The organism is Noviluteimonas gilva, assembly GCF_009740395.1.
GTDB lineage: Bacteria > Pseudomonadota > Gammaproteobacteria > Xanthomonadales > Xanthomonadaceae > Noviluteimonas > Noviluteimonas gilva.
The window spans coordinates 800,992-820,509 of sequence record NZ_WOXT01000001.1 but is presented as its reverse complement, the minus strand read 5'-3'; the positions used below and the strand labels follow the sequence as shown (position 1 = coordinate 820,509).

Here is a 19,518-nt window from a genome sequence, read left to right as displayed (position 1 = left end):
TGGCAGGCTTGCCGCATGACGCGCCCCGCCACCTTCGCCCTGATCACGCTGCTCCTCGCGCTGTCGCCTTTCGGGGCGCACGCGACCACGATCTACAAATGCACCGATGCCAAGGGCACGGTGACGATGCAGAACGACAAGCCCTGCGCGCCCGGCGAGAAGCAGGAAGTGCGCACGATCGGCGAACTTCCCACCGCGCCCGCGCCTGCACCGCGCGCGGAAAAAGTCGAAGCGCCGACTGGTCCGCCGGCGGGCGCGGCGTTCGAACTCGTCCGCGGGCCCGCGACCGACGAGTTGCCCGCATCCGCGATCCCGCTCGCCGATCGCAAGCCACCGCCGCCGTTGTTCGAATGCAAGACCTGGGAAGCGGAAACCTATCTCAGCGAAACCGAAACACCGGAAGAACGCTGCGCGTACCTGAATACCGTGGGCCTGAATGGAGGAATGGGCGCAGGAGAGGCTTGCGAGATCAAGCGCGACACCTGCACCGCGCTCACCGACAAAGCGCTTTGCACCGCATGGCAGCGCCGCATCGACGAAGCCAATTTCCGCATGAAATACGCCGCGAAGGCCGACAAGGCCGATCGCGAGGCGGAGTACGAACGCCAGCTCGCTGCATTCATCGACACCTCGTGTCGCTGACGCATCACTGCAACATTCGGTGAGCTTGGTGACGATTCGCGCGCAATGCGCGGATGAATTGCGGCGACTTACTAATTCTTGACTTGCACCACGCAACTTCCTAACCGTTGCTTGCCTATGGTCGCTGTTCCCTCCCCCAAAGCACGAGGCGTTCAGCATGGCGAACCAGACCCGCGGCACCAGCAATCGCGGATTCGCAAGCATGGATCCGGAAACGCAGCGCAAGATCGCGCAGAAAGGCGGCGAAGCGGTGAGCCGCGATCGCGAACACATGTCGATGATCGGCCGGAAAGGCGGAGAAGCCTCCGGCGGCAACCGCACTCACCCCACCAACGCCCCCGCGCAGAACACGCCCCCCACCACCCAATTCGGCGGCAACGAACCCGGCAGCAACCACTAAGCCACGGTTCGACCGACGAAACGAAGACGCCCGCGCATGCGGGCGTTTTCGTCAGCGCTGCTCAGCTGCGTTGCGCTGCGCGGCCAGGCGCTCGTAGTACTTGCGCACGCACACGAAGCCTTGCCCGCCGATGACCATCCGGCCATCGATCCACCGCACGGTGTGTCCATCCCACGCTTCGGCGCACCAGTGGCGCTTGGGTGCGGCCGCTTCGCGCTGCGCGCGCGATTGCATCGGCACGGGCCGCGACGGGCCCACGGGCCCCGGCCTGCCTTCGATCACGAAGATCTCGCCATCCAGGTCGGCGATGTAGACGTTGCCCACCTGGTCCGTGCCGAACGCGACCGGGTTGTTGATCGCACCGACATCCGGCGCGAACGACGTATTGCGCACGACGAATCGAGCGCTCGTCACCGGCACGGTGCCGTAGAGCTCGTCGACCGGCAGCGACCACACGTTGCCCTCGATGAAATCGGCGAACAGGTATTGCCCGCGCAACGATTCCACCGGGCCGCGATACACCACGCCGCCGATCACCGTGCTGCCCGCGCGCGTGCCGGTGCCGTGCGGGTATTCGGCCGCCGGCAAACGATAGGCCGGACTGTCGGGGCCTTTGAACGGCTGCGATCCCTCACGCACCGACCAACCGAAGTTCACGCCCTGGTTGTCGTCGGGGCCGACCATCACGTCGATTTCCTCGATCGCGTCTTCGCCGACGTCGCCGATGATCAAGCCGCCTTCGCCGGTCCCGAAGGGCCCGAAGTCGAAGCTCGCGCGGAACGGATTGCGCAGGCCCAGCGCCCACACTTCCGGCGCACCGCCCGCGGTGCGGAACGGGTTGTCGGCCGGGATCGCGTAATTGCGCGTGTCGTCGGCCAGGAAGTCGTCGCGCGTGATGTCGATGCGCAGGATCTTGCCGAGCCACGTATCGGGGTTCTGCCCGTTGTTGTCCGGATCGCCCGAGCCGCCGCCATCGCCGATCGCGATGTACAAAAAGCCCGCGCGATCGAACCCGATCCATCCGCCGTTGTGGTTGGTGCGCGGATGCGGCTGGCGCAGGATCACGCGCATCGTCGACGGGTCGGCGATGTCGCGATTGCTCGCACTCAACGTGTAGCGCCGCACTTCGATCGTGCCGACCGGATCGGTGACGAACACGAAGAATTGCCCGGAGCTCGTGAAATCCGGCGAGGTCGCGAAGCCCAGCAATCCGCGTTCGCCGTTGGTCGACAACTCCCCGCGCAGATCGAGCAGCGGCGTCGGCGCGATCGTGCCGGTGCCCGGCGAGAGGATGTCGATGCGGCCCGCGAGTTCGCCGACGTACACGCGCCCGGTGCCATCGGGCACGGGCGCGACGAACACGGGCGAGGCGACGGCCGAGGCCACGCGCCGCACGCGGAAGGCGATGCTGCTGCGATCGGTGACGGTCACCGACAGCGCCATCGCGGTCGAGGCATAGCCGTCGCTTGCGCGCAGCGTCACGCGGTAGAGGTTGTCGCCGCCGACGTCGATCGGCGCTTCGAAATCCGGCGGCGCCGCGAACGACAACGCACCGGCCGACGTGATGCGGAACGCTGCGGCATCCTCGCCGCCGTCGATCGCGAAGCTGATCGATTGCCCGTCGATGTCGGTGGCGGTCGCGTTGTAGAACGCGCCCGTGGTGTCTTCCTGCACGGACACCGAACTGGGCGAAGTGAAGCTGGGCGGCGTGTTGCCCCAGGAAATCGACCCGCTGGTCCCGCTACCGCCGCACGCGGCGAGGGCGGCTGCGAACAGCGCTCCCGAAACGAGCGTCCTGGCTCTGCGCAACGTCATGGGCCTGACCTCCGGCGACGTTCGCGCAGGATGCCTCCCGTCGCTTAACCGGCGGGTGAAGCGACGCGCCGTTCGTCAGAAACCGTAGCGCAGGAATCCGCCATCCACGGAAATGCATTCGCCCGTGACATACGAGGCCGCCGGCAGGCACAGGAACGCGACCGCCGCGGCGACTTCCTCGGGTTCGCCGATGCGGCCCAGCGGCGTGCGCAGCAGCACTTCATCCAGGTAATCGGGATCGGCGAGCTTGTCGTGCGTGCGCCGCGTGCGGATGTACCAGGGCGCGACCGCGTTGACGCGGATGCCGTCCTCGGCCCATTCGACGGCGAGGTTCTTCGTCATCTGGTGCATCGCGGCCTTGCTCATGCCGTAGGGCGCGCCGCTGCGCACGTGCGTCAGGCCGGACACGCTGCCGACATTCACGATGCTCGAGGCCGCGTGCTTGGTGAGCAACGGATAGGCATAACGCGAGAGTTCGAACGCGGAGAACAGGTTGATCTCGAAGATCTTCCGCCATTCGTCTTCGCTGTATTCCACCGCGGCGCGCGTGAGGTTGCCGCCGGCGTTGTTGACCAGGATGTGCAGGCCTTCGCCGAAGTCCTCGACCCAGTCGAGCAACTCGCGGCGTTGATCGTCTTCGGCGACGTCGGCGACGAACACGTGCACGTCGCGATCGGGGAAGTCTTCGGCGAGTTCTGCGCGCGCCGATTCCAGCGCGGCGGCGTCGCGCGCGGCGAGCATGACGTCGGCACCGAAGCCGAGCAGCTCGCGGGCGATCGCGCGGCCGATGCCCGCGCTGCCTCCGGTCACCAGGGCGAGTTGTCCATCCAGGCGCCAGCGTTTGGGGTCCATGCCTGCCTCGTTGCTCCCGTCGGGTCGGCGTAGGATAGCCGCTGCCTTCCAACGGACGCCGCCGCGATGTCGCGAATCCTGGTTGCAGTGCTTTGCGTGCTGGCCCTGTCGGCCTGCTCCAAGCCGGAGAAGCCCGAGACCGAGCGCCCGCCCGCACCGCAGGCCGTGGCGGCGACCCAGCCCGCTGCGGACACCTGGAACGACGCGAGCAAGCGCGAGAAGCCCGCGACGGAGCTCAACGACGCGATCCAGGCACCGCTGAACAAGGCGCGCTCGGTGGAAGACACGACGCTCGATGCGGCCGCGCAGCAGCGCGCGGCCATCGATGCGCAGACCTCGGGGAATTCAGGGGCTGCGCCGGCGCAGTGACGCACGCGTCAGCGTGCGTCTGCTCATGACGTCCGCGCTCGTCAGAACTCGCAGAAGCAGTAAGCCAGCGCCTTGACCGGCGCACCGGGCTTGCGCTGCAGCGCTGCATCGAGGAAGCGCAGGTCCGCATCCATCTGCGGCACGCTGCGCGCGACGAGCGTGCGTGCCACGCCCTGCGCGAAACCCGAGTCGCGCATCATCGCCGCACCCGCGCGGCTCGACACGAAGCCGGCGAAGAAGCGTTCGAACGGCGTGGCTTCGCGCTCGATGTAATGCACGTTGAAGGCGTCGGGCTTGCCGAGCTTCGCGCGCGCCGCCGCGTCGGCGATCGCCGTCTGCAGGCCACCGAAGTCGTCGACCAGGCCGCGTTCGCGCGCCTGCGCGCCGGTCCAGACGCGGCCGCGTGCGATGGCATCGATCTCGTCGACCGAACGCTTGCGCGCCTGCGCCACGCGCCCGGTGAAATCGCGATAGCCCTTGTCGATCACCGACTGCACGATGTCGCCGACCGCCGGATCGAGCGGGCGCGTGATGTCGAACGCACCCGCGAACCGCGTCGTGCCCACGCCATCGGTGCGCACGCCGATCTTGCCCAGCGCGCGCGGCAGGGTCGGGATCACGCCGAAGATGCCGATCGAACCGGTGATGGTCGAGGGATCGGCGTAGATGCGATCGGCGTTCATCGAGATCCAGTAACCGCCCGACGCAGCGAGGTCGCCCATCGAAACGACGACCGGCTTGCCGGCGGCTTTCAGCGCGACGACTTCGCGGCGGATCTGCTCGGAGGCGAAGACTTCGCCACCGGGCGAATCCACGCGCAGCACGACGGCCTTGACGTGTTCGTCGTCGCGCGCTTCGCGCAGCAACGCGGCGGTGGAGACGCCACCGATGTGGCCCGGCGGCTTCTCGCCGCCTTCGATCTCGCCTTCCGCCACGACGACGGCGACCTGCGGACGCATGTCGGTCGCGGGCAACGTGGTGTCGATGTGGCGCAGGTAGGTATCGAGCGAGACCTGGCGGAAACCGCCTTCGGCATCGGCGTCGGCGACGCCGCGTTCGGCGAGCAGGCGATCGACTTCTTCTTCGGTCTTCAAGCCATCGACGAGCTTCTGCTGCAATGCATAGCGGCCCAGATCGCCGCGCGCGGCGGCGAGGCCTTCGGGCAAGGTGTCGATGCCGGCGGCGAGCTGCTGCGCGGACAGGTCGCGCGCCTTGGCGATGTCGCCGAGGAAGCGCTGCCACACATCGTTCATCCAGAACAGGTCGGCTTCCTTCGCCTGCGGCGAGGCGGCGTCGAGCACGTACGGCTCGGCGGCCGACTTGTATTCGCCGACCTTGAACAGGTGCACGTCGACGCCGAGCTTGTCCTGCAAACCTTCGCGGTAGTACTGGCGATAACGGTCGAGGCCTTCGAGCACCAGGCCGCCCATCGGATCCAGGTACACCTCGTTGGCCTGCGCGGCGAGCAGGTACTGCTCCTGCATGTAGCTGTCGCCGAACGCGACGACCTGCTTGCCCGACGCGCGCACCTTGCCCAGCGCCGCGGCGACTTCGCGCAGCGAGGCGTAACCGGTGGGCTGCAGGCGATCGAAACGCACGTAGACGCGTTCGATGCGCTTGTCCTTCACCGCGGCGTCGAGCGCGCGCAGCAAATCGCGCAACTGCACTTCTTCGTTGCCGCCATCGCCCATCACCTTCGACAACGCGCGGCTGGCGACATCGCTGCTGTACTGCTCGACCAGGCGGCCTTCGGGCGCGATCACGAGCGTGGTGCGGTCGTTCAAGGGCGCAAGCGAACCGCCCGAGAACGCGAACATCAGGAACAGGATCAGCAGCGCGAAGAACACCAGGTTGAACACCAGGCGCCGCGTGAAGTTCATGGCATCCCAGATGCCCACGATGGCGCGGGCGATGGGGCCACGACGGCTGGGTTCGTTCATTGCGGTGAAACTCCTGGACAAGGTGTGCGCCGGGGTGGTCCCCGGGAGATCGACAGGTTAGCGGCAGGCGCGTAAGGGATTCATGCGCCGTCGGTCATGGCGACGATTCGCTGTCACTGCCTGCGTTCATGGGGACACGGCGCGACGAGCGCAAGAAGCGCATCGACAGCAGGACGGCCGCGGTTGTGAGGCCGACGATCAAACCGACCCACATGCCCTGCGGTCCCCAGCCCAGGCCGAGGCCCAGCCCCGCGCCGAGCGGCATGCCGACGCCCCAGTAGGCGAGCCCGGCGAGCAGCATCGGGCGGCGCGTGTCGCGCAGCCCGCGCAGGGCGCCGGCGGAGAGGACCTGCACGCCGTCGGGAAACTGGAACGCGGCCGCGTACAGCAACAAGGTCGCCGCCAGCGCAGCCACGGCGGCATCGGCCGTGTAGAGCCCGGCGAGCGCGTGGTTGCCGAACAACAGCAGCACGCCCGACACCGCCTGCGTGGCGAACATCAGCACGAAGCCGGCGAACGCCGCGCGTCGCAGGCCTTCGCGATCGCCGCGCCCGAGCGCGTGGCCGACGCGGACCGTCGTCGCTTCGGCCAGGCCGAAGGGAATCATGAAACACAGGCTCGCCACGTTGATCGCGATCTGGTGCGCGGCGGCTTCCAGTCCCCCGAGTCGCCCGATGAGCAGCGCCGTCACGATGAACAAGCTGCCTTCCATCATCACCGTCACGCCGATCGGCAGGCCGGTGGCGAGCAGGTTGCGCAGCAGGGGCCAGCGCGGTCCTTCGTAATGCGAGAACAAGCCCAGCGATGCGAAGCGCTTCGATCGCCACAGATAGACGAAGAACGCGATCGCCTGCGCCCACATCATCGCCGCCGACGCGATCCCGAGCCCGCCCGCGCCGAGTTCGGGCAATCCGCCGATGCCCCATGTGAGCGCGTAACCCATCGGCACGAGCACGACCAGGCCACCGAAGCCGAGCACCATCGTCGGCAATGTCCAATGCAGGCCGTCGCTGAGATAGCGCATGCACAGGTACAGCGTCAGCGCCGGCACGCCCCATCGGATGCCGTGCAGGAACGCGACCGCGCCCGGCCGGATTTCCGGCGCGATGCCCATCGGTTCCAGCGCGACGGTCACCACGCTGAGGAAGCCGAACAACACCACGCCCAACATCGCCGCCAACCACAGCGCCTGGCGGAACAGCGGCGCGATCTCGCCGCGCCGCCCCGCGCCGTCCAGTTGCGAGACCGCGGGCGGGAAGGCCATCAACGTGCCCATCGGCACCATCATCGGCAGCCAGAACAAAGCGGTGCCCACGGCGACGGCCGCGAGCGTGCGCGTGCCGTGGTGGCCGGCGATCACGCTGTCGACGAAACCGATCAGGCCGGTCGACAGATGGCCGAGGACGAGGGGCGCGGCGAGGGTTGCGCTGGTGCGCAGTTCCCGCGCGAACGGGGGCTGGGGGGACATCGCAAGGGCTTGATCGTGAAGGGGGCGCGGGGTTTTTCGAGCGCCGCGTACTATCTTAGCGGCCAGACGGGGGAGCCTCATGGGCAGCGAGATGACGAACAACAGCGCCGCCGCGCCCAGGCCGACGTGCCAGAACTGCGGCGTGCCCTTGCTCGGCGAGCACTGCCACGCCTGCGGCCAGCCCGTGAAGGGGCTGGTGCGCCATTTCAGCAGCATCATCGGCGACTTCCTGGATAGCGTCTTCAACATCGACGCGCGCGTGTTCCGCACGCTGTGGCCGTTGTTCGCCAAGCCCGGCTATCTGTCGCTGGAGTATTTCGCCGGCCATCGCATCCGCTATGTCAGCCCGGTGCGCCTGTTCGTGTTCCTGAGCATCGTGACGTTCTTCGTGGCGCAGTTGTCGGTCGACTTCAGCGGCATGAAGGTCGGCTTCAACGGCGCCGGGGACGAGGCGATCGCGAAGGCGACCACCGTGGCGGAGGTCAACGCGCGCCGCGGCGTGGCGGTGAAGGAGCTGGAGAAGGCCAAGCGCGAGACCGAGGACACCCCCGGCGTGAGCGTGGGCCTGGACGCGGCCATGGCGGCGATCAACACGCAGGCCGACCGGCGGATCAAGATGCTGGAAGAGGCCTCCAGGGCAGGCCGCGCCCCGCCGCCGCCCGGCGTTACCTCCGAGGAGGAGGAAGGCGACCAGGACATCTCCTTCAACGGCAAACCGTGGGATCCGGTGAAGAATCCGGTGAACGTCTCGTGGCTGCCCGACGCCGGCAATCGGAAACTCAACGATATGGCCGGCCATTTCCGCGACAATGTGCGCCGCGGCGAAAAGGATCCGAACCTCATCAAGGACGCGGTGCTGAGCACCGTGCCCACGGCGCTGATCCTGATGCTGCCGTTGTTCGCGCTGATGCTGAAGATCGCCTACGCCTTCAAGCGCAGGCTCTACATGGAACACCTGATCGTCGCCCTGCACAGCCATGCGTTCCTGTGCCTGGCGCTGCTGGTGCTGTTCGGGTTGATGGCGTTGCAGGATTCGCTCGGTGCCATCGCTTCCCCGCTGCACTCCCTCATCAAGCTGGGTGAGGTGGCACTGGGGATCTGGATGCCGCTGTACCTGCTCATCATGCAGAAACGTGTCTACGGTCAAGGCTGGATCATGACCCTGCTGAAATACTGCGTGCTGGGCGTCTGTTATTCCGTCCTGCTCAGCATCGGTGCCGCGTTCACCATGCTGGCGGGCTTAGTCTGGATGTGAAGATGGTCGTTTACGAAGTCAACCTGGAATTCGACGTGGCCATCGCCGCGCCCTACCGCGAGTGGCTCGCCGCGCACGTGCAGGAATTGCTTGCGCTGCCGGGCTTCATCTCGGCGCAGGTGCACGATGTCGTGGATCCCTTGCCCACCGCCGGCCGCCAGGGCCTGTGCGTGCGTTACATCGTGAGCGACCTGGGCGCGCTCGAAACCTACCAGCGCGAACACGCGCCGCGCCTGCGCGCCGACGGCCTGTCGCGCTTCGGCGAGGAAGGCGTGCGCTATCGCCGCCGCATCCTGCGGGACGTGACGCTCTAACGCGCAGTCACTGCGCCAAACGCACCTGCAACCACGCGGTGCGTTGCGCATCGGCGGTCGACAACAAGGCTTGCACCAGCGCGGGGCGGTCCTGCGGTGGCACGCGTTGCGCGAGCACCGTCAGGTCGGCGCGCTCGGCGTTGTTCATGCGACGCAGCACGCGCAGCATCGGCGCGTGCTGCGCTTCCGGCAGTTGCGCAAGCAGCGCGTGCAGTTTCGGATAGTCGCCGCCGATCGCCGGGCCGAGCAGCCAGCCGCGTTGCGCGATCGGGTCGAGTGCGTCGAACTGCGCACGCAACGCCGTTTGTTCTTGCGGCGTGCGGTGCGCGAAGGCCTGCACGGCGCTTTCGATCGCTTCCAACGACACTGGATCCAGCGTGCGCCACGCGGCGTAGCGTTCGCGCAGGCGCGTGCGGACCTCGCGCGGCTGCGCATCCCACTGCGCTGCGCGTTGCGTGAAGTCGCGGCGTTGCGTCGGCGAATAGGCCTGCCATAGCGCGGCCTGCTCGCGCAGTTCCTGTTGCCACGGCGCGGGGACCGTTGCGATGGCCGATGCGGTCGCGGCCGGCAGCGTGATGCTGCGCGGGATGGGCAACGGCGTCGCGCGCGGCGGCGCGACGAAGGCGGGCGCCGGTTCGGCGAGCACGGCGGCAGGCACGACGGCCTTCGCCGGCGTCGCCGGCGCCGAGGCATCGGCGGCCGGTTGCACCGCGAGCGTCGCCGCATACCAGGCGAAGAACGGGAACTCGTCGGCGCGATGCAGGCCATCGGGATCGGCGATGGCGAGGAAGTCGCGATGCGTCCACGCGGCCAGGTCGGCGTCGTAGCGTGCGACGGGTTCGTCGGCCGGCGGCAGCGACGTGCTCCGGACGAGCTCACCGCGGAACGGCAGCGCGTCGAACCAATGCGGACGCAACAACGCGACCGCGCCGATGCCCGCGGCAAGCGCGACGATCGCGCCCACGCCGATCGCGAGCCGGCGGCGCGCAGGCGCGCGTGCAGTTTGCGGTGGTGGGGTTGCAGGCGCAGGCGTCGCGCGGGCCACCTGCGGCGGCGCATGCAGGCGCGCGAGGCGATCGGCCGGCATGCCTTCGGTCGATGCACGCACGTCGGCGACCCACGCCTGCCAGGCCTCGCGATCGGCCGTGCCGTCCTCGCGATACGGAATCGCGCGCTGCAGCGCATTGCGATACGCCTCGGCCGTCACGCCCAACGCGGCGGCCGCATCGTCCATCTCGAGCGCGGCGACCAGGCGCAGCAGCAAAGCCGCGCGCGGTCCGTTGCCGAGCGACGCCAGCGACGCCCAGGTCGCGGGCCATTGCGCGTCGTCCGCACTGCGGCGCAGGTCGGGGGCGGCGAGCAGCAGGGACCAGAAGCGGACCGGCCAGCTCGCCATCGGCGAGTCGGGCGCGATCCGCGTGAATGCGCGCAGCGCGGCGGCCACTGCCGCGTCGCCGCGATCGACCGAACCACATTGCAGGGAAGCGAACACCGCGGCGCGCCGTTCGACGCCACGCAGGAATGCCGCCGGCGCACCCGTCGCGGCGATGCCGGAAGACGGCGTGCTTGTCATGCGTGCGGCGTACTCATCGGCTTCGATGATAGCCACGCGCCCCGCCCGATGGCGACCAAATCGACATGTTAAAAAAAGTCTTGACGAACCTCGCTGCGCCCGCTCCTCCAAGCCCCGCGCGGGTTTCGTCGAAAACGGTTGTGCACAGCGATAACAGGACCGTCACATTGCCGCGCCGCGGGAGGGATCGCGGCCGCGTTACAAGTTGGTTTCACGCCTAACGCCTTGATTCGAAAAGCTTCTGACGCAATGGCACTTTTTTCACCAACGAAGAGTTAATTCGCATTTTTTGCCTTGCGGAGTGCTCTGGAATCGCGTCATGCACAGATTTATCCACAGATCGTGTGGATAAGGACGAAAGGTGTTACGTGGCAACGACTTGCATGACTTACGTCACGAACTAGGAAACAATTTCCGGCAACTCGATGGTGCGTCTGCGGCGCGATGCGCAGATCGCATTCATGTCCGTTGCATCGCGCGCTTAGACTGCACGCGATGTCCTCCGACGACACCGTCCTGCGTGTGGCTTTGCCGTTGCCGCTGGCTCGACTGTTCGACTATCGCGCGCCCGATGGCGTGCAGGTCGACAGCGTGCAAGTGGGCGCGCGCGTGCGCGTGCCGTTCGGTCCGCGCGAACTCATCGGTGTGGTCGCGGCCGTCGGTCCGCTCGATGCGGGTGCGCGCGAAACGAAGTCGGCGGTCGCGATTCTCGACACCGAACCGCTGTTGCACGGCGAGCTCCTGGAATCCCTGCGTTGGCTGGCGCGCTACGCGCATGCGCCGCTCGGCGAGGTGCTGACGACGGCGTTGCCCGCGGCCCTGCGCCAGGGCGGGCCGTTGCCCGAAACCGATGAGGTCGTGTGGCGCCTGGTCGAAGGCGCGTCGCTCGACAAGCTCAAGCGCGACGCGATGCCGCATCGATTGGCGACGCTCCTCGCGCAGCGCGCCCGCAGCGAGGACGAACTCGACGACACCCTGCCCGGCTGGCGCACCGCCGCGCGCGCGCTGTCGACGAAAGGCCTGGCCGAATCGATCCGCACCACGCCCGCGCGCGTCGCGGGCAACGGCACGCCCGGGCCGGCGCTCAACGACGAACAACGCGCGGCGGTCGAAGCGATCGTCGCGCACGACGGTTTCGGCGCCGTGCTGCTCGAAGGCGTCACCGGCAGCGGCAAGACCGAGGTGTATCTGCAGGCGATCGCCGACTGCCTCGCGCGCGGGAAGCAGGCGCTCGTGCTCGTGCCGGAAATCGGATTGACGCCGCAGACGCTCGCGCGGTTTCGCACGCGGCTCGGCATCGAAGTGCATGCGCTGCATTCGGGGCTCAACGACACCGCGCGCGCCCGCGTCTGGGCCGCGGCCGCACGCGGCGAGGCACGCGTGATCGTGGGGACGCGTTCGGCGGTGTTCACGCCGTTGCCCGAAGCGGGTTTGATCGTCGTCGACGAAGAGCACGACGGCAGCTACAAACAACAGGACGGCATCCGCTACCACGCGCGCGACTTCGCGCTGGTGCGCGGCAAGGCGCTGGGCATTCCCGTCGTTCTCGGCAGCGCGACGCCGTCGCTGGAGACGCTGCACAACGCGCAGGCCGGTCGATTCACGCACGTGCGGCTTTCGAAGCGCGCCGGCGATGCGAAGCCGCCAAGCGTGCGCGTGCTCGACATCCGCAAACGCGCGCTCGATGCGGGCTTGTCGACGGAGTTGATCGCGAAAGTGCGCGCGACCGTCGAATCCGGCGGACAGGTGCTCGTCTTCCGCAATCGCCGCGGCTACGCGCCGGTGCTGTTGTGCCACGACTGCGGCTGGAGCGCGGCGTGCAAGCGCTGCAGCACGCCCGATCACCCGCATCCGATGACGGTGCATGCCGGCGGACGTCGCCTGCAGTGCCATCACTGCGGCGCACGACAGGCAGCACCGATGGCGTGTCCCGATTGCGGCGGCCTCGCATTGCAACCGCAGGGCGTGGGCACGGAGCGATTGGAAGAGCGCCTGATCGAGTTGTTTCCCGACGTGCCCGTGCTGCGCGTGGATCGCGGCAGCACGCGGCGGCGCGACGCGCTGGAATCGTTGTTGGCTGAACTCGGCGATCGGGCGGGCATCCTCGTCGGCACGCAGATGCTCGCGAAGGGCCACGATCTGCCGAACCTCACGCTCGTCGCGGTGGTCGGCATCGACGAAGGCTTGTTCTCCGCGGATTTTCGCGCGGGCGAAAAGCTCGCGCAGTTGCTGATCCAGGTCGCCGGGCGCGCGGGGCGAGCGCGGCGCGCGGGCGAGGTGTGGTTGCAGACGCACCATCCGACGCATCCGTTGCTGCAGACCTTGATCGCGGGCGGCTATCGCGCGTTCGCCGAGCAGGAACTTGTCGAGCGCGAGGCCGCGGGTTTTCCGCCGTTCGCGCACCTGGCCTTGTTGCGCGCCGAAGCGAAGTCCGCCGAACCGAATACGCGGTTTCTCGCCCTGGCGAAGGCTTGCATCGACGACGCACGCATCGCCGATGTCGAAGTCTTCGGCCCCCTGCCGGCGCCGATGCCACGGCGGGCCGGTTTCCAGCGCGCGCAGTTGCTCGTGTCGGCGCCGCAGCGGCGCGCCCTGCACGCGGCGCTCGAAGCCGCGCTGCCCGCATTGCGCGACGCGCCCGAAGGCAAGCGCGTGCGCTGGTCGCTCGACGTGGACCCCGTCGACCTCTACTGATCCGCGCGCGCTTGCGCCAGAATGTCCGTCAACGACGGAAACAGCAGGACGCGATGGCCGACGTGCCGCATGTCGTGGTCGTGGGAGGGGGCTTCGCCGGCTTGTGGGCGACGCGCGCGCTCGCAAGCGCGCCGGTCCGCATCACGCTGCTGGATCGCGGCAACCACCACCTGTTCCAACCCTTGCTGTACCAGGTGGCGACCGCGGGCCTGTCCGCGCCCGACATCGCCGCCCCGCTGCGCCACATCCTGCGCGGGCAGCCCAACGTCACGGTGTTGATGGGCGAGGCCGTCGCGGTCGACAAGGCCGCGCGCAACGTGCAGCTGGCCAACGGCACGTCGATCGCCTACGACACGCTGCTGGTATGCACGGGCGCGACGCACGCGTATTTCGGTCACGACGAATGGGCGCCGCACGCCCCCGGCCTGAAGACGCTCGACGATGCGCTCGCGATCCGCCGCCGCATCCTCACCGCCTTCGAACGCGCCGAGGCCGAAACCGACCCCGCGCGCCGCGCCGCGCTGCTCACCTTCGCCGTCGTCGGCGGTGGCCCGACGGGCGTCGAACTCGCGGGCACGCTCGCGGAGATCGCGCACCACACGCTGCGCAAGGAATTCCGCAACATCGATCCGGACAACACGCGCGTGTTGTTGCTCGAAGCCGGGCCGCGCGTGCTCTCGACGTTCCCCGAGGCACTCTCGGCGAAGGCGATGCGTTCGCTCGCGCGGCTGGGCGTCGACGTGCGCACCGGCGTGCCCGTCTCGCGCATCGATGCCTCGGGGCTGATGCTGGGCGAGGAGCGCATCGACGCGCACACCGTGCTGTGGGCCGCGGGTGTCGCGGCCTCGCCGCTCGCGCGCACGCTCGACGTGCCGCTGGATCGCGCGGGGCGCGTGGCGGTCGAACCGGATCTCACGCTGCCGGGTCATCCGGAGATCTTCGTCGCCGGCGATCTGGCGACGGTGAAGTGGGGCGAACGTCTGGTGCCCGGCGTCGCACCCGCGGCCAAGCAGATGGGCAGCTACGTCGCGCGTGTGATTCGCGCGCGGCTCACGAACCAAGCCGCGCCGCCGCCGTTCGGCTACAAGGATTTCGGCAACCTCGCGACGATCGGCCGACGCGCCGCGGTCGTGGATCTGCACGGGTTCCGTTTCTCGGGTTACTTCGCGTGGGCGTTCTGGCTGATCGCGCACGTGTTCTTCCTGATCGGCTTCCGCAACCGCATCGTCGTGCTGCTCGATTGGGCGGTGGCGTACTGGACCTACCAGCGCAACGCGCGGATCGTGCTGGGGCGCGAGCAGAAATGAAAAACGGCGCCTTTCGGCGCCGTTTTCCTTCGTGCAGCGATGCGGCCGGCGTTACGCCGAGAACAAGGCCCGCATCTTCTTCAGCGCGTTCGCTTCGACCTGGCGGATGCGTTCGGCAGACACGCCGTATTCGTCGGCCAGTTCCTGCAGCGTCACCTTGCTGTCGGGGTCCAGCCAGCGGCGCTTGACGATGTCGCGCGAGCGCGCATCCAGGCGCGCGAGGCCTTCGCGCAACAGTTCGAGCTGGTTGTCTTCGCTGTCGGCGCGCTCGTAGGCCATCGACGGGTCTTCGTCGTTCGCCATCAGGTACGAGACCGGCGCGGGCGGCATGTGGTCTTCGTCGCCGCTGTCGCTCGGTGCATCGAAGCCGATGTCGCGACCGGACAGGCGCGACTCCATCTCCATCACTTCGCGTTCGGAGACTTTGAGATCCGCGGCGACGGCGCGCACTTCTTCGGCATTCATCCAGCCCAGGCGCGTCTTGCTCTTGCGCAGGTTGAAGAACAACTTGCGCTGCGCCTTGGTCGTGGCGACCTTGACGATGCGCCAGTTCTTCAGGATGTACTCGTGCATCTCGGCGCGGATCCAATGCACCGCGAAGCTCACCAGGCGCACGCCGACCGTCGGGTCGAAACGCTTCACCGCCTTCATCAGGCCGATGTTGCCTTCCTGGATCAAGTCGCCGATCTGCAGGCCGTAACCGTTGTAGCCACGCGCGACGTGCACGACGAAGCGCAGGTGCGAGAGCACGAGCTGCTTGGCCGCATCGAGGTCTTCACCGTCGCGGAAGCGGCGCGCGAGCGCCTGCTCTTCTTCGACGGTAAGCACGGGGATCTGGTGCACCGCACCGATGTACGCGTCCAGCGAACCCAGGGCACTGGGGATCGGGAGGTTGTTCGCGACGAGGGCGGTGGAGAGCGAGTTCTGGGTCATGGCAGGGATTCTAGCAATGGCCTTCTTGGATACAACGGGGTAGGAAAAGTTCGCAGTGTTTCATTTATGCAACAAACGCCGGCCCTGGGCGCCAATCGATCGCGGGGCCTTCGTATGCCACACCGGGTGTGGGCGATGCGTCAGGCCGGCAGGCCGTTGAATCGCCCGGAATTTCCCCTTCACAGGGATTGGGGACCGCCTGCGCAGGCCACAAGGGGGTGGTCACAAAGAAAGTTACGGGCACCCGCGTGGACCGGATGCATCGGGAAAAGTTCCTGAACTCGCGAGTTCTGTATTCAGGATCGGTTCGTAACGAAATTGTAAGGATCGCCACCGCTGAGCTTCCCGACCACAAGGGAAGCCGGCACTTCCCCCATGATCGTTGGAGTTTTCGCATGAAGCGTTCCTTGCTCCTCCTGGCCGTCCTCGCGGCCACGCCGTTCGCTGCCTCGGCCGCCGACGGCATTTCCTGGAATTACGTCCAGGGCGGCTACGTCGCCACGGACCCGAATCACTCCGGCCTCGACGCCGACGGCTTCGGCCTCGACGGCTCGGTCGCGATCCACGACAACTTCCACCTGTTCGGCGGCTGGCAGAACCAGGAGTTCGACGACACGAACTTCGACTTCGACCAGTACCGCTTCGGTGTCGGCTACAACCACACGATCGCGCCGAAGATCGACCTGGTCACGCGCGTGGCGTACGAGAAGCTCGATGCGGGCCCGAACCTCGACGTCGACGGTTACAGCACCGAAGTCGGCGTGCGCGGCGCGGCGAACGACATGTTCGAGGGCTACGCGATGGCCGGCTGGGAAGACTTCGAACGCGTCGACGGCGATTTCTACGGCAAGGTCGGCGCGCAGGTGAAGTTCAACAAGAACTGGGGCGTGGCCGGCGACATCAAGTTCATCCAGGGCGGCGACAAGCAGTACTTCATCGGCCCGCGATTCACTTGGTAATGCGCACCTGGTAACACGCACCACCGAATTCGCGCTGCGTTCCCCCTCCTCCCCCCGCAGCGTGATGCGAAGCCCGGCGAAAGCCGGGCTTCTTTTTTGCGCGTCCGCTTCCGGTCACTCCCCCAAGAGTCATGTTCGGCAATCGTGGCTGTTTTGTTACGGTGCGCGCGGCCGCCGGGGAGGCGGCTTTTTTTTCAATCTGGCTTGGGGAACAAATGAAGAAGCAGCTTCTCGCGGCGGCCGCACTGGCCTTCGCATCGTTCGGCGCGTGCGCGCAGGACATCACCTCGAACAACCTGACGTCGGTTTCGTGGACCTGGGTGCAGGCATCCGCGGCCCGCACGTCGCTCGACGACGCCGATTTCTCGATCGATTTCGACGGTTGGAACGTGAGCGGTTCGGTCGACGTCGCCGATGAGTACCACGTGTTCGGCGCATTCCAGAACACGAGCAACAACGACTTCGTCGACTTCGACCTGAAGGAAGCGCAGCTCGGTTTCGGCTGGCATCCGAAGATCTCGGCCAATGCCAACGCCGTGGTCGAATTGAGCTGGATCCGCCAGGATCTGTCGGCCGACCTGTTCGGCCAGGACATCGACGACGAACAGGACAACCTGTATCGCGTGTCGGCCGGCGTGCGTGGCGCGCTCGGCGAACACTTCGTCGGCACCCTGAAGGCCAATTACACCGACTCCAACGATTGGTCCAGCGACGGCGAGTTCGGCGGCACCGTGGGCGCGGAAGTGCGCTTCAATCGCACGTGGTCGCTCGTGGGCGAGGCCGACATCGCCGAGCACCAGGATCACTATTCGGTGGGTGTGCGCGCGTCGTTCTGATCGCAACGCATCTGCAGGAGGAAAAAAGCCCGGATCCGCCGGGCTTTTTTTCGCATGGGCTCAGCGGAAGAGCGCTTCGGGATACTCGGGTTTCTGGTCGCGCGCGAGCAGGCGCTGCAAGCCTTCTGCCGGCGTGATGTCGCCATGCAGGACGGCCTGCACCGCTGCGGAGATCGGCAGTTCGATCCCATTGCGATCGGCTTGGCGCATCACTTCGTCGGCGGTCTGGATCGATTCGACGACCTGCCCGATTTCGCGCACCGCATCCTCGAGCTTGTGCCCGCGACCGAGTGCGAGGCCCAGGCGCCGATTGCGCGAGAGATCGCCGGTACACGTGAGCACCAGGTCGCCGAGGCCCGCCAGGCCCATCAGCGTTTCGGCCTTGCCGCCGATCGCCGCGTTGAGGCGCAGCATTTCGTTGAGGCCGCGCGTGATCATGCCGGCGCGCGCGTTGAGGCCGAGCTGCATGCCGTCGGCCACGCCCGTCGCGACCGCGAGGACGTTCTTCATCGCGCCACCGAGTTCGGCACCGAGCATGTCGTCGCCGGTGTAGGCGCGGAACGCGGGACCGTGCAGCACGTCGGCGACCTGCTGCGTGAACATCGGCGCGTCGCCGTGCACCGTCAGCGCGGTCGGCAACCCTTGCGCGACTTCCTTCGCGAACGACGGGCCAGTGACGACGGCGAGCGGCACGTCGTCGCCGAGCGCGCTGTTACCAAGCACGTCGCCCGCGACTTCGTGCAGGAAACGCCCGGAGCCCGGTTCGAATCCCTTCGTCGCCCACGCCACGCCCGCATGCGTGGGACGATGCGGCGCGAGCGAGCGCAACGTTTCGGCGAACGCGTGCGACGGCACGACGACGAGCACCAGGTCGCATCCCGCGAGGGATGCGGCCATGTCGTGCGTGTAGCGAAGCGATTCGGGGAGTTTGACGCCCGGCAGATAGCGGGCGTTCTCGTGCGATGCGTTCATCGCCTCGATCGCGGCGCCGTCGCGGCCCCAGAGCACGGTGTCGTGCCCGTGGCGCGCGATCAGCGCAGCGAGCGCGGTGCCCCACGAGCCCGCGCCGAGGACGGCGACCGACAATCGAATGTCAGATGGGTCCGTCGCCATGGGCGGTCAGGCGTTGCCGACCGTCTCCGTGCCGCCGAGGTCGGTTCCCGAACCGATCTGGGCCGCGCGCTGGCGCAGGTTTTCCGCATACAGGCCTTCGAAGTTGATCGGCTGCATGAAGAAGGGCGGGAAGCCGCCGGACTGGATCAGGTGGCTCACGCTCGCCGCGGCGTAGGGATAGAGCAGGTTCGGGCACTGCGTGCCGAGCATCGCGTCGATGCCGGCGTCTTCGAAGCCCGCCAGCGTGAACACGCCGGCCTGCTGCACTTCGGCCAGGTAGGCGGTCTTGCCGGCGATGTTGCAGGTCAGCGTGATGCCGAGGACCACTTCGAACGCGGTCTCGCTCAGGCGCTGCACCTTCTGGTTGAGGTTCATCTGCAGCTCGGGCGCGCCGGCTTCGTTGAACACACCGGGGGCGCCGGGCGCTTCGAACGAGACGTCCTTGACGTAGATCTTCTCGACCGTGAAGGAAGCGCCTGCCGGCTGCTGCTGATTGATCTCTTCGGACATCGTTGTTGCTCCGGGAATACTGCGAAAAAGAGGGCGATTATGGCACGCGGCCCGCGGTCGTTCCGCGCGCCGCCATCTGAGGAATGGGGGCTCAGCGGCCCTTTACCAGCGGCAGCTCGGCCTGCTGCCAGGCGGCGATGCCGCCGTCGAGCCAGTACACGTGTTCGAAGCCGGCCGCCTTCAGGCGCTTGGCCGCGCCTTCGGAGGCCTGGCCGTTGCGGCACACGGCCACCACCGGCAGCGCCTTGGCGTTGGCCAGCACCTTGTTGTCCGGGTCGAACTGGCTGAACACCACGTTCTTGCTGCCGGGGATGTGGCCCTTCTCGAAGTCGTTGATCGCCGAGAAATCGACCACCAGCGCGTTCTCGCGATTGATCAGCGCGGTCAGCGCGGCCGGGCGCAGCGCCTTGAACGGGCGGAACAACCGCACGATCTCGGTGTAGCCCAGCGCAAGCGTGATGCCCACCAGGGCGATCACGTAAAAGATGTGGCGGCTGGCGAATGCCAGCAGTTCGTCGTAATTCACAGGGTGACGGCC

The 19,518-nt window shown here is 67.5% G+C and carries 18 protein-coding genes; 9 read left to right on the top strand and 9 right to left on the bottom strand.

Annotation, left to right across the window (positions count from 1 at the left end; translation table 11 throughout):
• Positions 1-15 precede the first annotated feature (15 nt).
• Complete coding sequence (locus tag GN331_RS16490) at positions 16-642, top strand: DUF4124 domain-containing protein (protein WP_197426986.1); 627 nt, start codon at positions 16-18, stop codon at positions 640-642.
• 157 nt (positions 643-799) lie between these two features.
• Positions 800-1,042 carry a con-10 family general stress protein gene (locus GN331_RS03760; protein ID WP_156640435.1) on the top strand — a complete coding sequence of 81 codons (243 nt, stop codon included), beginning with the start codon at positions 800-802 and terminating at the stop codon, positions 1,040-1,042.
• Positions 1,043-1,093: 51 nt separating this feature from the next.
• Here the strand turns inward: GN331_RS03760 and GN331_RS03755 are convergent, their stop codons facing one another.
• Together GN331_RS03755 and GN331_RS03750 are read right to left on the bottom strand one after the other, a co-directional pair.
• Positions 1,094-2,857 (bottom strand): PQQ-dependent sugar dehydrogenase, encoded by a 1,764-nt coding sequence (locus tag GN331_RS03755; protein ID WP_156640432.1) that lies wholly within the window; start codon positions 2,855-2,857, stop codon positions 1,094-1,096.
• A 75-nt stretch (positions 2,858-2,932) separates the two neighbouring features.
• On the bottom strand, positions 2,933-3,709 hold the full coding sequence (locus GN331_RS03750) for an SDR family oxidoreductase (protein ID WP_156640430.1): 777 nt from the start codon (positions 3,707-3,709) through the stop codon (positions 2,933-2,935).
• Between the two features lie 66 nt (positions 3,710-3,775).
• On the opposite strand from GN331_RS03750, the gene GN331_RS03745 reads away from it, so the two are divergent.
• A complete protein-coding gene (locus GN331_RS03745; protein WP_156640428.1) occupies positions 3,776-4,078 on the top strand; it encodes a hypothetical protein in 303 nt (100 codons plus the stop codon).
• Positions 4,079-4,119: 41 nt separating this feature from the next.
• Here GN331_RS03745 and sppA read toward each other — a convergent pair whose 3' ends face one another.
• Together sppA and GN331_RS03735 are read right to left on the bottom strand one after the other, a co-directional pair.
• Entirely contained in the window at positions 4,120-6,018 is a 1,899-nt protein-coding gene (gene sppA, locus GN331_RS03740) for a signal peptide peptidase SppA (protein ID WP_156640426.1), read from the bottom strand.
• Positions 6,019-6,112: 94 nt separating this feature from the next.
• The gene (locus GN331_RS03735; protein WP_156640425.1) at positions 6,113-7,486 is read right to left on the bottom strand and encodes an MATE family efflux transporter; all 1,374 of its coding nucleotides are present in this window, start codon (positions 7,484-7,486) and stop codon (positions 6,113-6,115) included.
• 79 nt (positions 7,487-7,565) lie between these two features.
• Between GN331_RS03735 and GN331_RS03730 the strand changes: the two genes are divergently transcribed.
• Together GN331_RS03730 and GN331_RS03725 are read left to right on the top strand one after the other, a co-directional pair.
• On the top strand, positions 7,566-8,741 hold the full coding sequence (locus GN331_RS03730; RefSeq protein ID WP_156640423.1) for a DUF3667 domain-containing protein: 1,176 nt from the start codon (positions 7,566-7,568) through the stop codon (positions 8,739-8,741).
• Positions 8,742-8,743: 2 nt separating this feature from the next.
• Positions 8,744-9,055: a DUF4286 family protein gene (locus GN331_RS03725; protein ID WP_156640421.1), complete on the top strand. Its 312-nt coding sequence runs from the start codon at positions 8,744-8,746 to the stop codon at positions 9,053-9,055.
• Positions 9,056-9,062: 7 nt separating this feature from the next.
• Here the strand turns inward: GN331_RS03725 and GN331_RS03720 are convergent, their stop codons facing one another.
• Positions 9,063-10,664 carry a DUF3106 domain-containing protein gene (locus tag GN331_RS03720; protein ID WP_156640419.1) on the bottom strand — a complete coding sequence of 534 codons (1,602 nt, stop codon included), beginning with the start codon at positions 10,662-10,664 and terminating at the stop codon, positions 9,063-9,065.
• Between the two features lie 480 nt (positions 10,665-11,144).
• On the opposite strand from GN331_RS03720, the gene GN331_RS03715 reads away from it, so the two are divergent.
• Both GN331_RS03715 and GN331_RS03710 read left to right on the top strand, forming a co-directional pair.
• Positions 11,145-13,322, top strand: a complete 2,178-nt coding sequence (locus GN331_RS03715; protein ID WP_484549311.1) for a primosomal protein N' — start codon at positions 11,145-11,147, stop codon at positions 13,320-13,322.
• A 53-nt stretch (positions 13,323-13,375) separates the two neighbouring features.
• Positions 13,376-14,629, top strand: a complete 1,254-nt coding sequence (locus tag GN331_RS03710; protein WP_156640415.1) for an NAD(P)/FAD-dependent oxidoreductase — start codon at positions 13,376-13,378, stop codon at positions 14,627-14,629.
• 51 nt (positions 14,630-14,680) lie between these two features.
• Here GN331_RS03710 and rpoH read toward each other — a convergent pair whose 3' ends face one another.
• A complete protein-coding gene (rpoH, locus tag GN331_RS03705; RefSeq protein ID WP_156640413.1) occupies positions 14,681-15,562 on the bottom strand; it encodes an RNA polymerase sigma factor RpoH in 882 nt (293 codons plus the stop codon).
• A 395-nt stretch (positions 15,563-15,957) separates the two neighbouring features.
• Here rpoH and GN331_RS03700 point away from each other — a divergent pair, with 395 nt between their 5' ends.
• Together GN331_RS03700 and GN331_RS03695 are read left to right on the top strand one after the other, a co-directional pair.
• Complete coding sequence (locus tag GN331_RS03700; protein WP_156640411.1) at positions 15,958-16,521, top strand: outer membrane beta-barrel protein; 564 nt, start codon at positions 15,958-15,960, stop codon at positions 16,519-16,521.
• 215 nt (positions 16,522-16,736) lie between these two features.
• Positions 16,737-17,357: a hypothetical protein gene (locus GN331_RS03695; protein WP_156640409.1), complete on the top strand. Its 621-nt coding sequence runs from the start codon at positions 16,737-16,739 to the stop codon at positions 17,355-17,357.
• A 60-nt stretch (positions 17,358-17,417) separates the two neighbouring features.
• Here the strand turns inward: GN331_RS03695 and GN331_RS03690 are convergent, their stop codons facing one another.
• From GN331_RS03690 to GN331_RS03680, 3 genes are all read right to left on the bottom strand, one after another.
• Positions 17,418-18,470, bottom strand: a complete 1,053-nt coding sequence (locus GN331_RS03690) for an NAD(P)H-dependent glycerol-3-phosphate dehydrogenase (protein WP_156640407.1) — start codon at positions 18,468-18,470, stop codon at positions 17,418-17,420.
• A gap of 6 nt (positions 18,471-18,476) precedes the next feature.
• On the bottom strand, positions 18,477-18,980 hold the full coding sequence (gene secB / locus GN331_RS03685) for a protein-export chaperone SecB (protein WP_156640406.1): 504 nt from the start codon (positions 18,978-18,980) through the stop codon (positions 18,477-18,479).
• A gap of 91 nt (positions 18,981-19,071) precedes the next feature.
• Positions 19,072-19,506 (bottom strand): rhodanese-like domain-containing protein, encoded by a 435-nt coding sequence (locus tag GN331_RS03680; RefSeq protein WP_331713355.1) that lies wholly within the window; start codon positions 19,504-19,506, stop codon positions 19,072-19,074.
• Positions 19,507-19,518: the final 12 nt, after the last annotated feature.

Coding starts and splice junctions, on each gene's coding strand:
- GN331_RS16490 (WP_197426986.1), top strand. CDS start 16: ATGACGCGCCCCGCCACCTTCGCCCTGATCACGCTGCTCCTCGCGCTG.
- GN331_RS03760 (WP_156640435.1), top strand. CDS start 800: ATGGCGAACCAGACCCGCGGCACCAGCAATCGCGGATTCGCAAGCATG.
- GN331_RS03755 (WP_156640432.1), bottom strand. CDS start 2,857: ATGACGTTGCGCAGAGCCAGGACGCTCGTTTCGGGAGCGCTGTTCGCA.
- GN331_RS03750 (WP_156640430.1), bottom strand. CDS start 3,709: ATGGACCCCAAACGCTGGCGCCTGGATGGACAACTCGCCCTGGTGACC.
- GN331_RS03745 (WP_156640428.1), top strand. CDS start 3,776: ATGTCGCGAATCCTGGTTGCAGTGCTTTGCGTGCTGGCCCTGTCGGCC.
- sppA (WP_156640426.1), bottom strand. CDS start 6,018: ATGAACGAACCCAGCCGTCGTGGCCCCATCGCCCGCGCCATCGTGGGC.
- GN331_RS03735 (WP_156640425.1), bottom strand. CDS start 7,486: ATGTCCCCCCAGCCCCCGTTCGCGCGGGAACTGCGCACCAGCGCAACC.
- GN331_RS03730 (WP_156640423.1), top strand. CDS start 7,566: ATGGGCAGCGAGATGACGAACAACAGCGCCGCCGCGCCCAGGCCGACG.
- GN331_RS03725 (WP_156640421.1), top strand. CDS start 8,744: ATGGTCGTTTACGAAGTCAACCTGGAATTCGACGTGGCCATCGCCGCG.
- GN331_RS03710 (WP_156640415.1), top strand. CDS start 13,376: ATGGCCGACGTGCCGCATGTCGTGGTCGTGGGAGGGGGCTTCGCCGGC.
- rpoH (WP_156640413.1), bottom strand. CDS start 15,562: ATGACCCAGAACTCGCTCTCCACCGCCCTCGTCGCGAACAACCTCCCG.
- GN331_RS03700 (WP_156640411.1), top strand. CDS start 15,958: ATGAAGCGTTCCTTGCTCCTCCTGGCCGTCCTCGCGGCCACGCCGTTC.
- GN331_RS03695 (WP_156640409.1), top strand. CDS start 16,737: ATGAAGAAGCAGCTTCTCGCGGCGGCCGCACTGGCCTTCGCATCGTTC.
- GN331_RS03690 (WP_156640407.1), bottom strand. CDS start 18,470: ATGGCGACGGACCCATCTGACATTCGATTGTCGGTCGCCGTCCTCGGC.
- secB (WP_156640406.1), bottom strand. CDS start 18,980: ATGTCCGAAGAGATCAATCAGCAGCAGCCGGCAGGCGCTTCCTTCACG.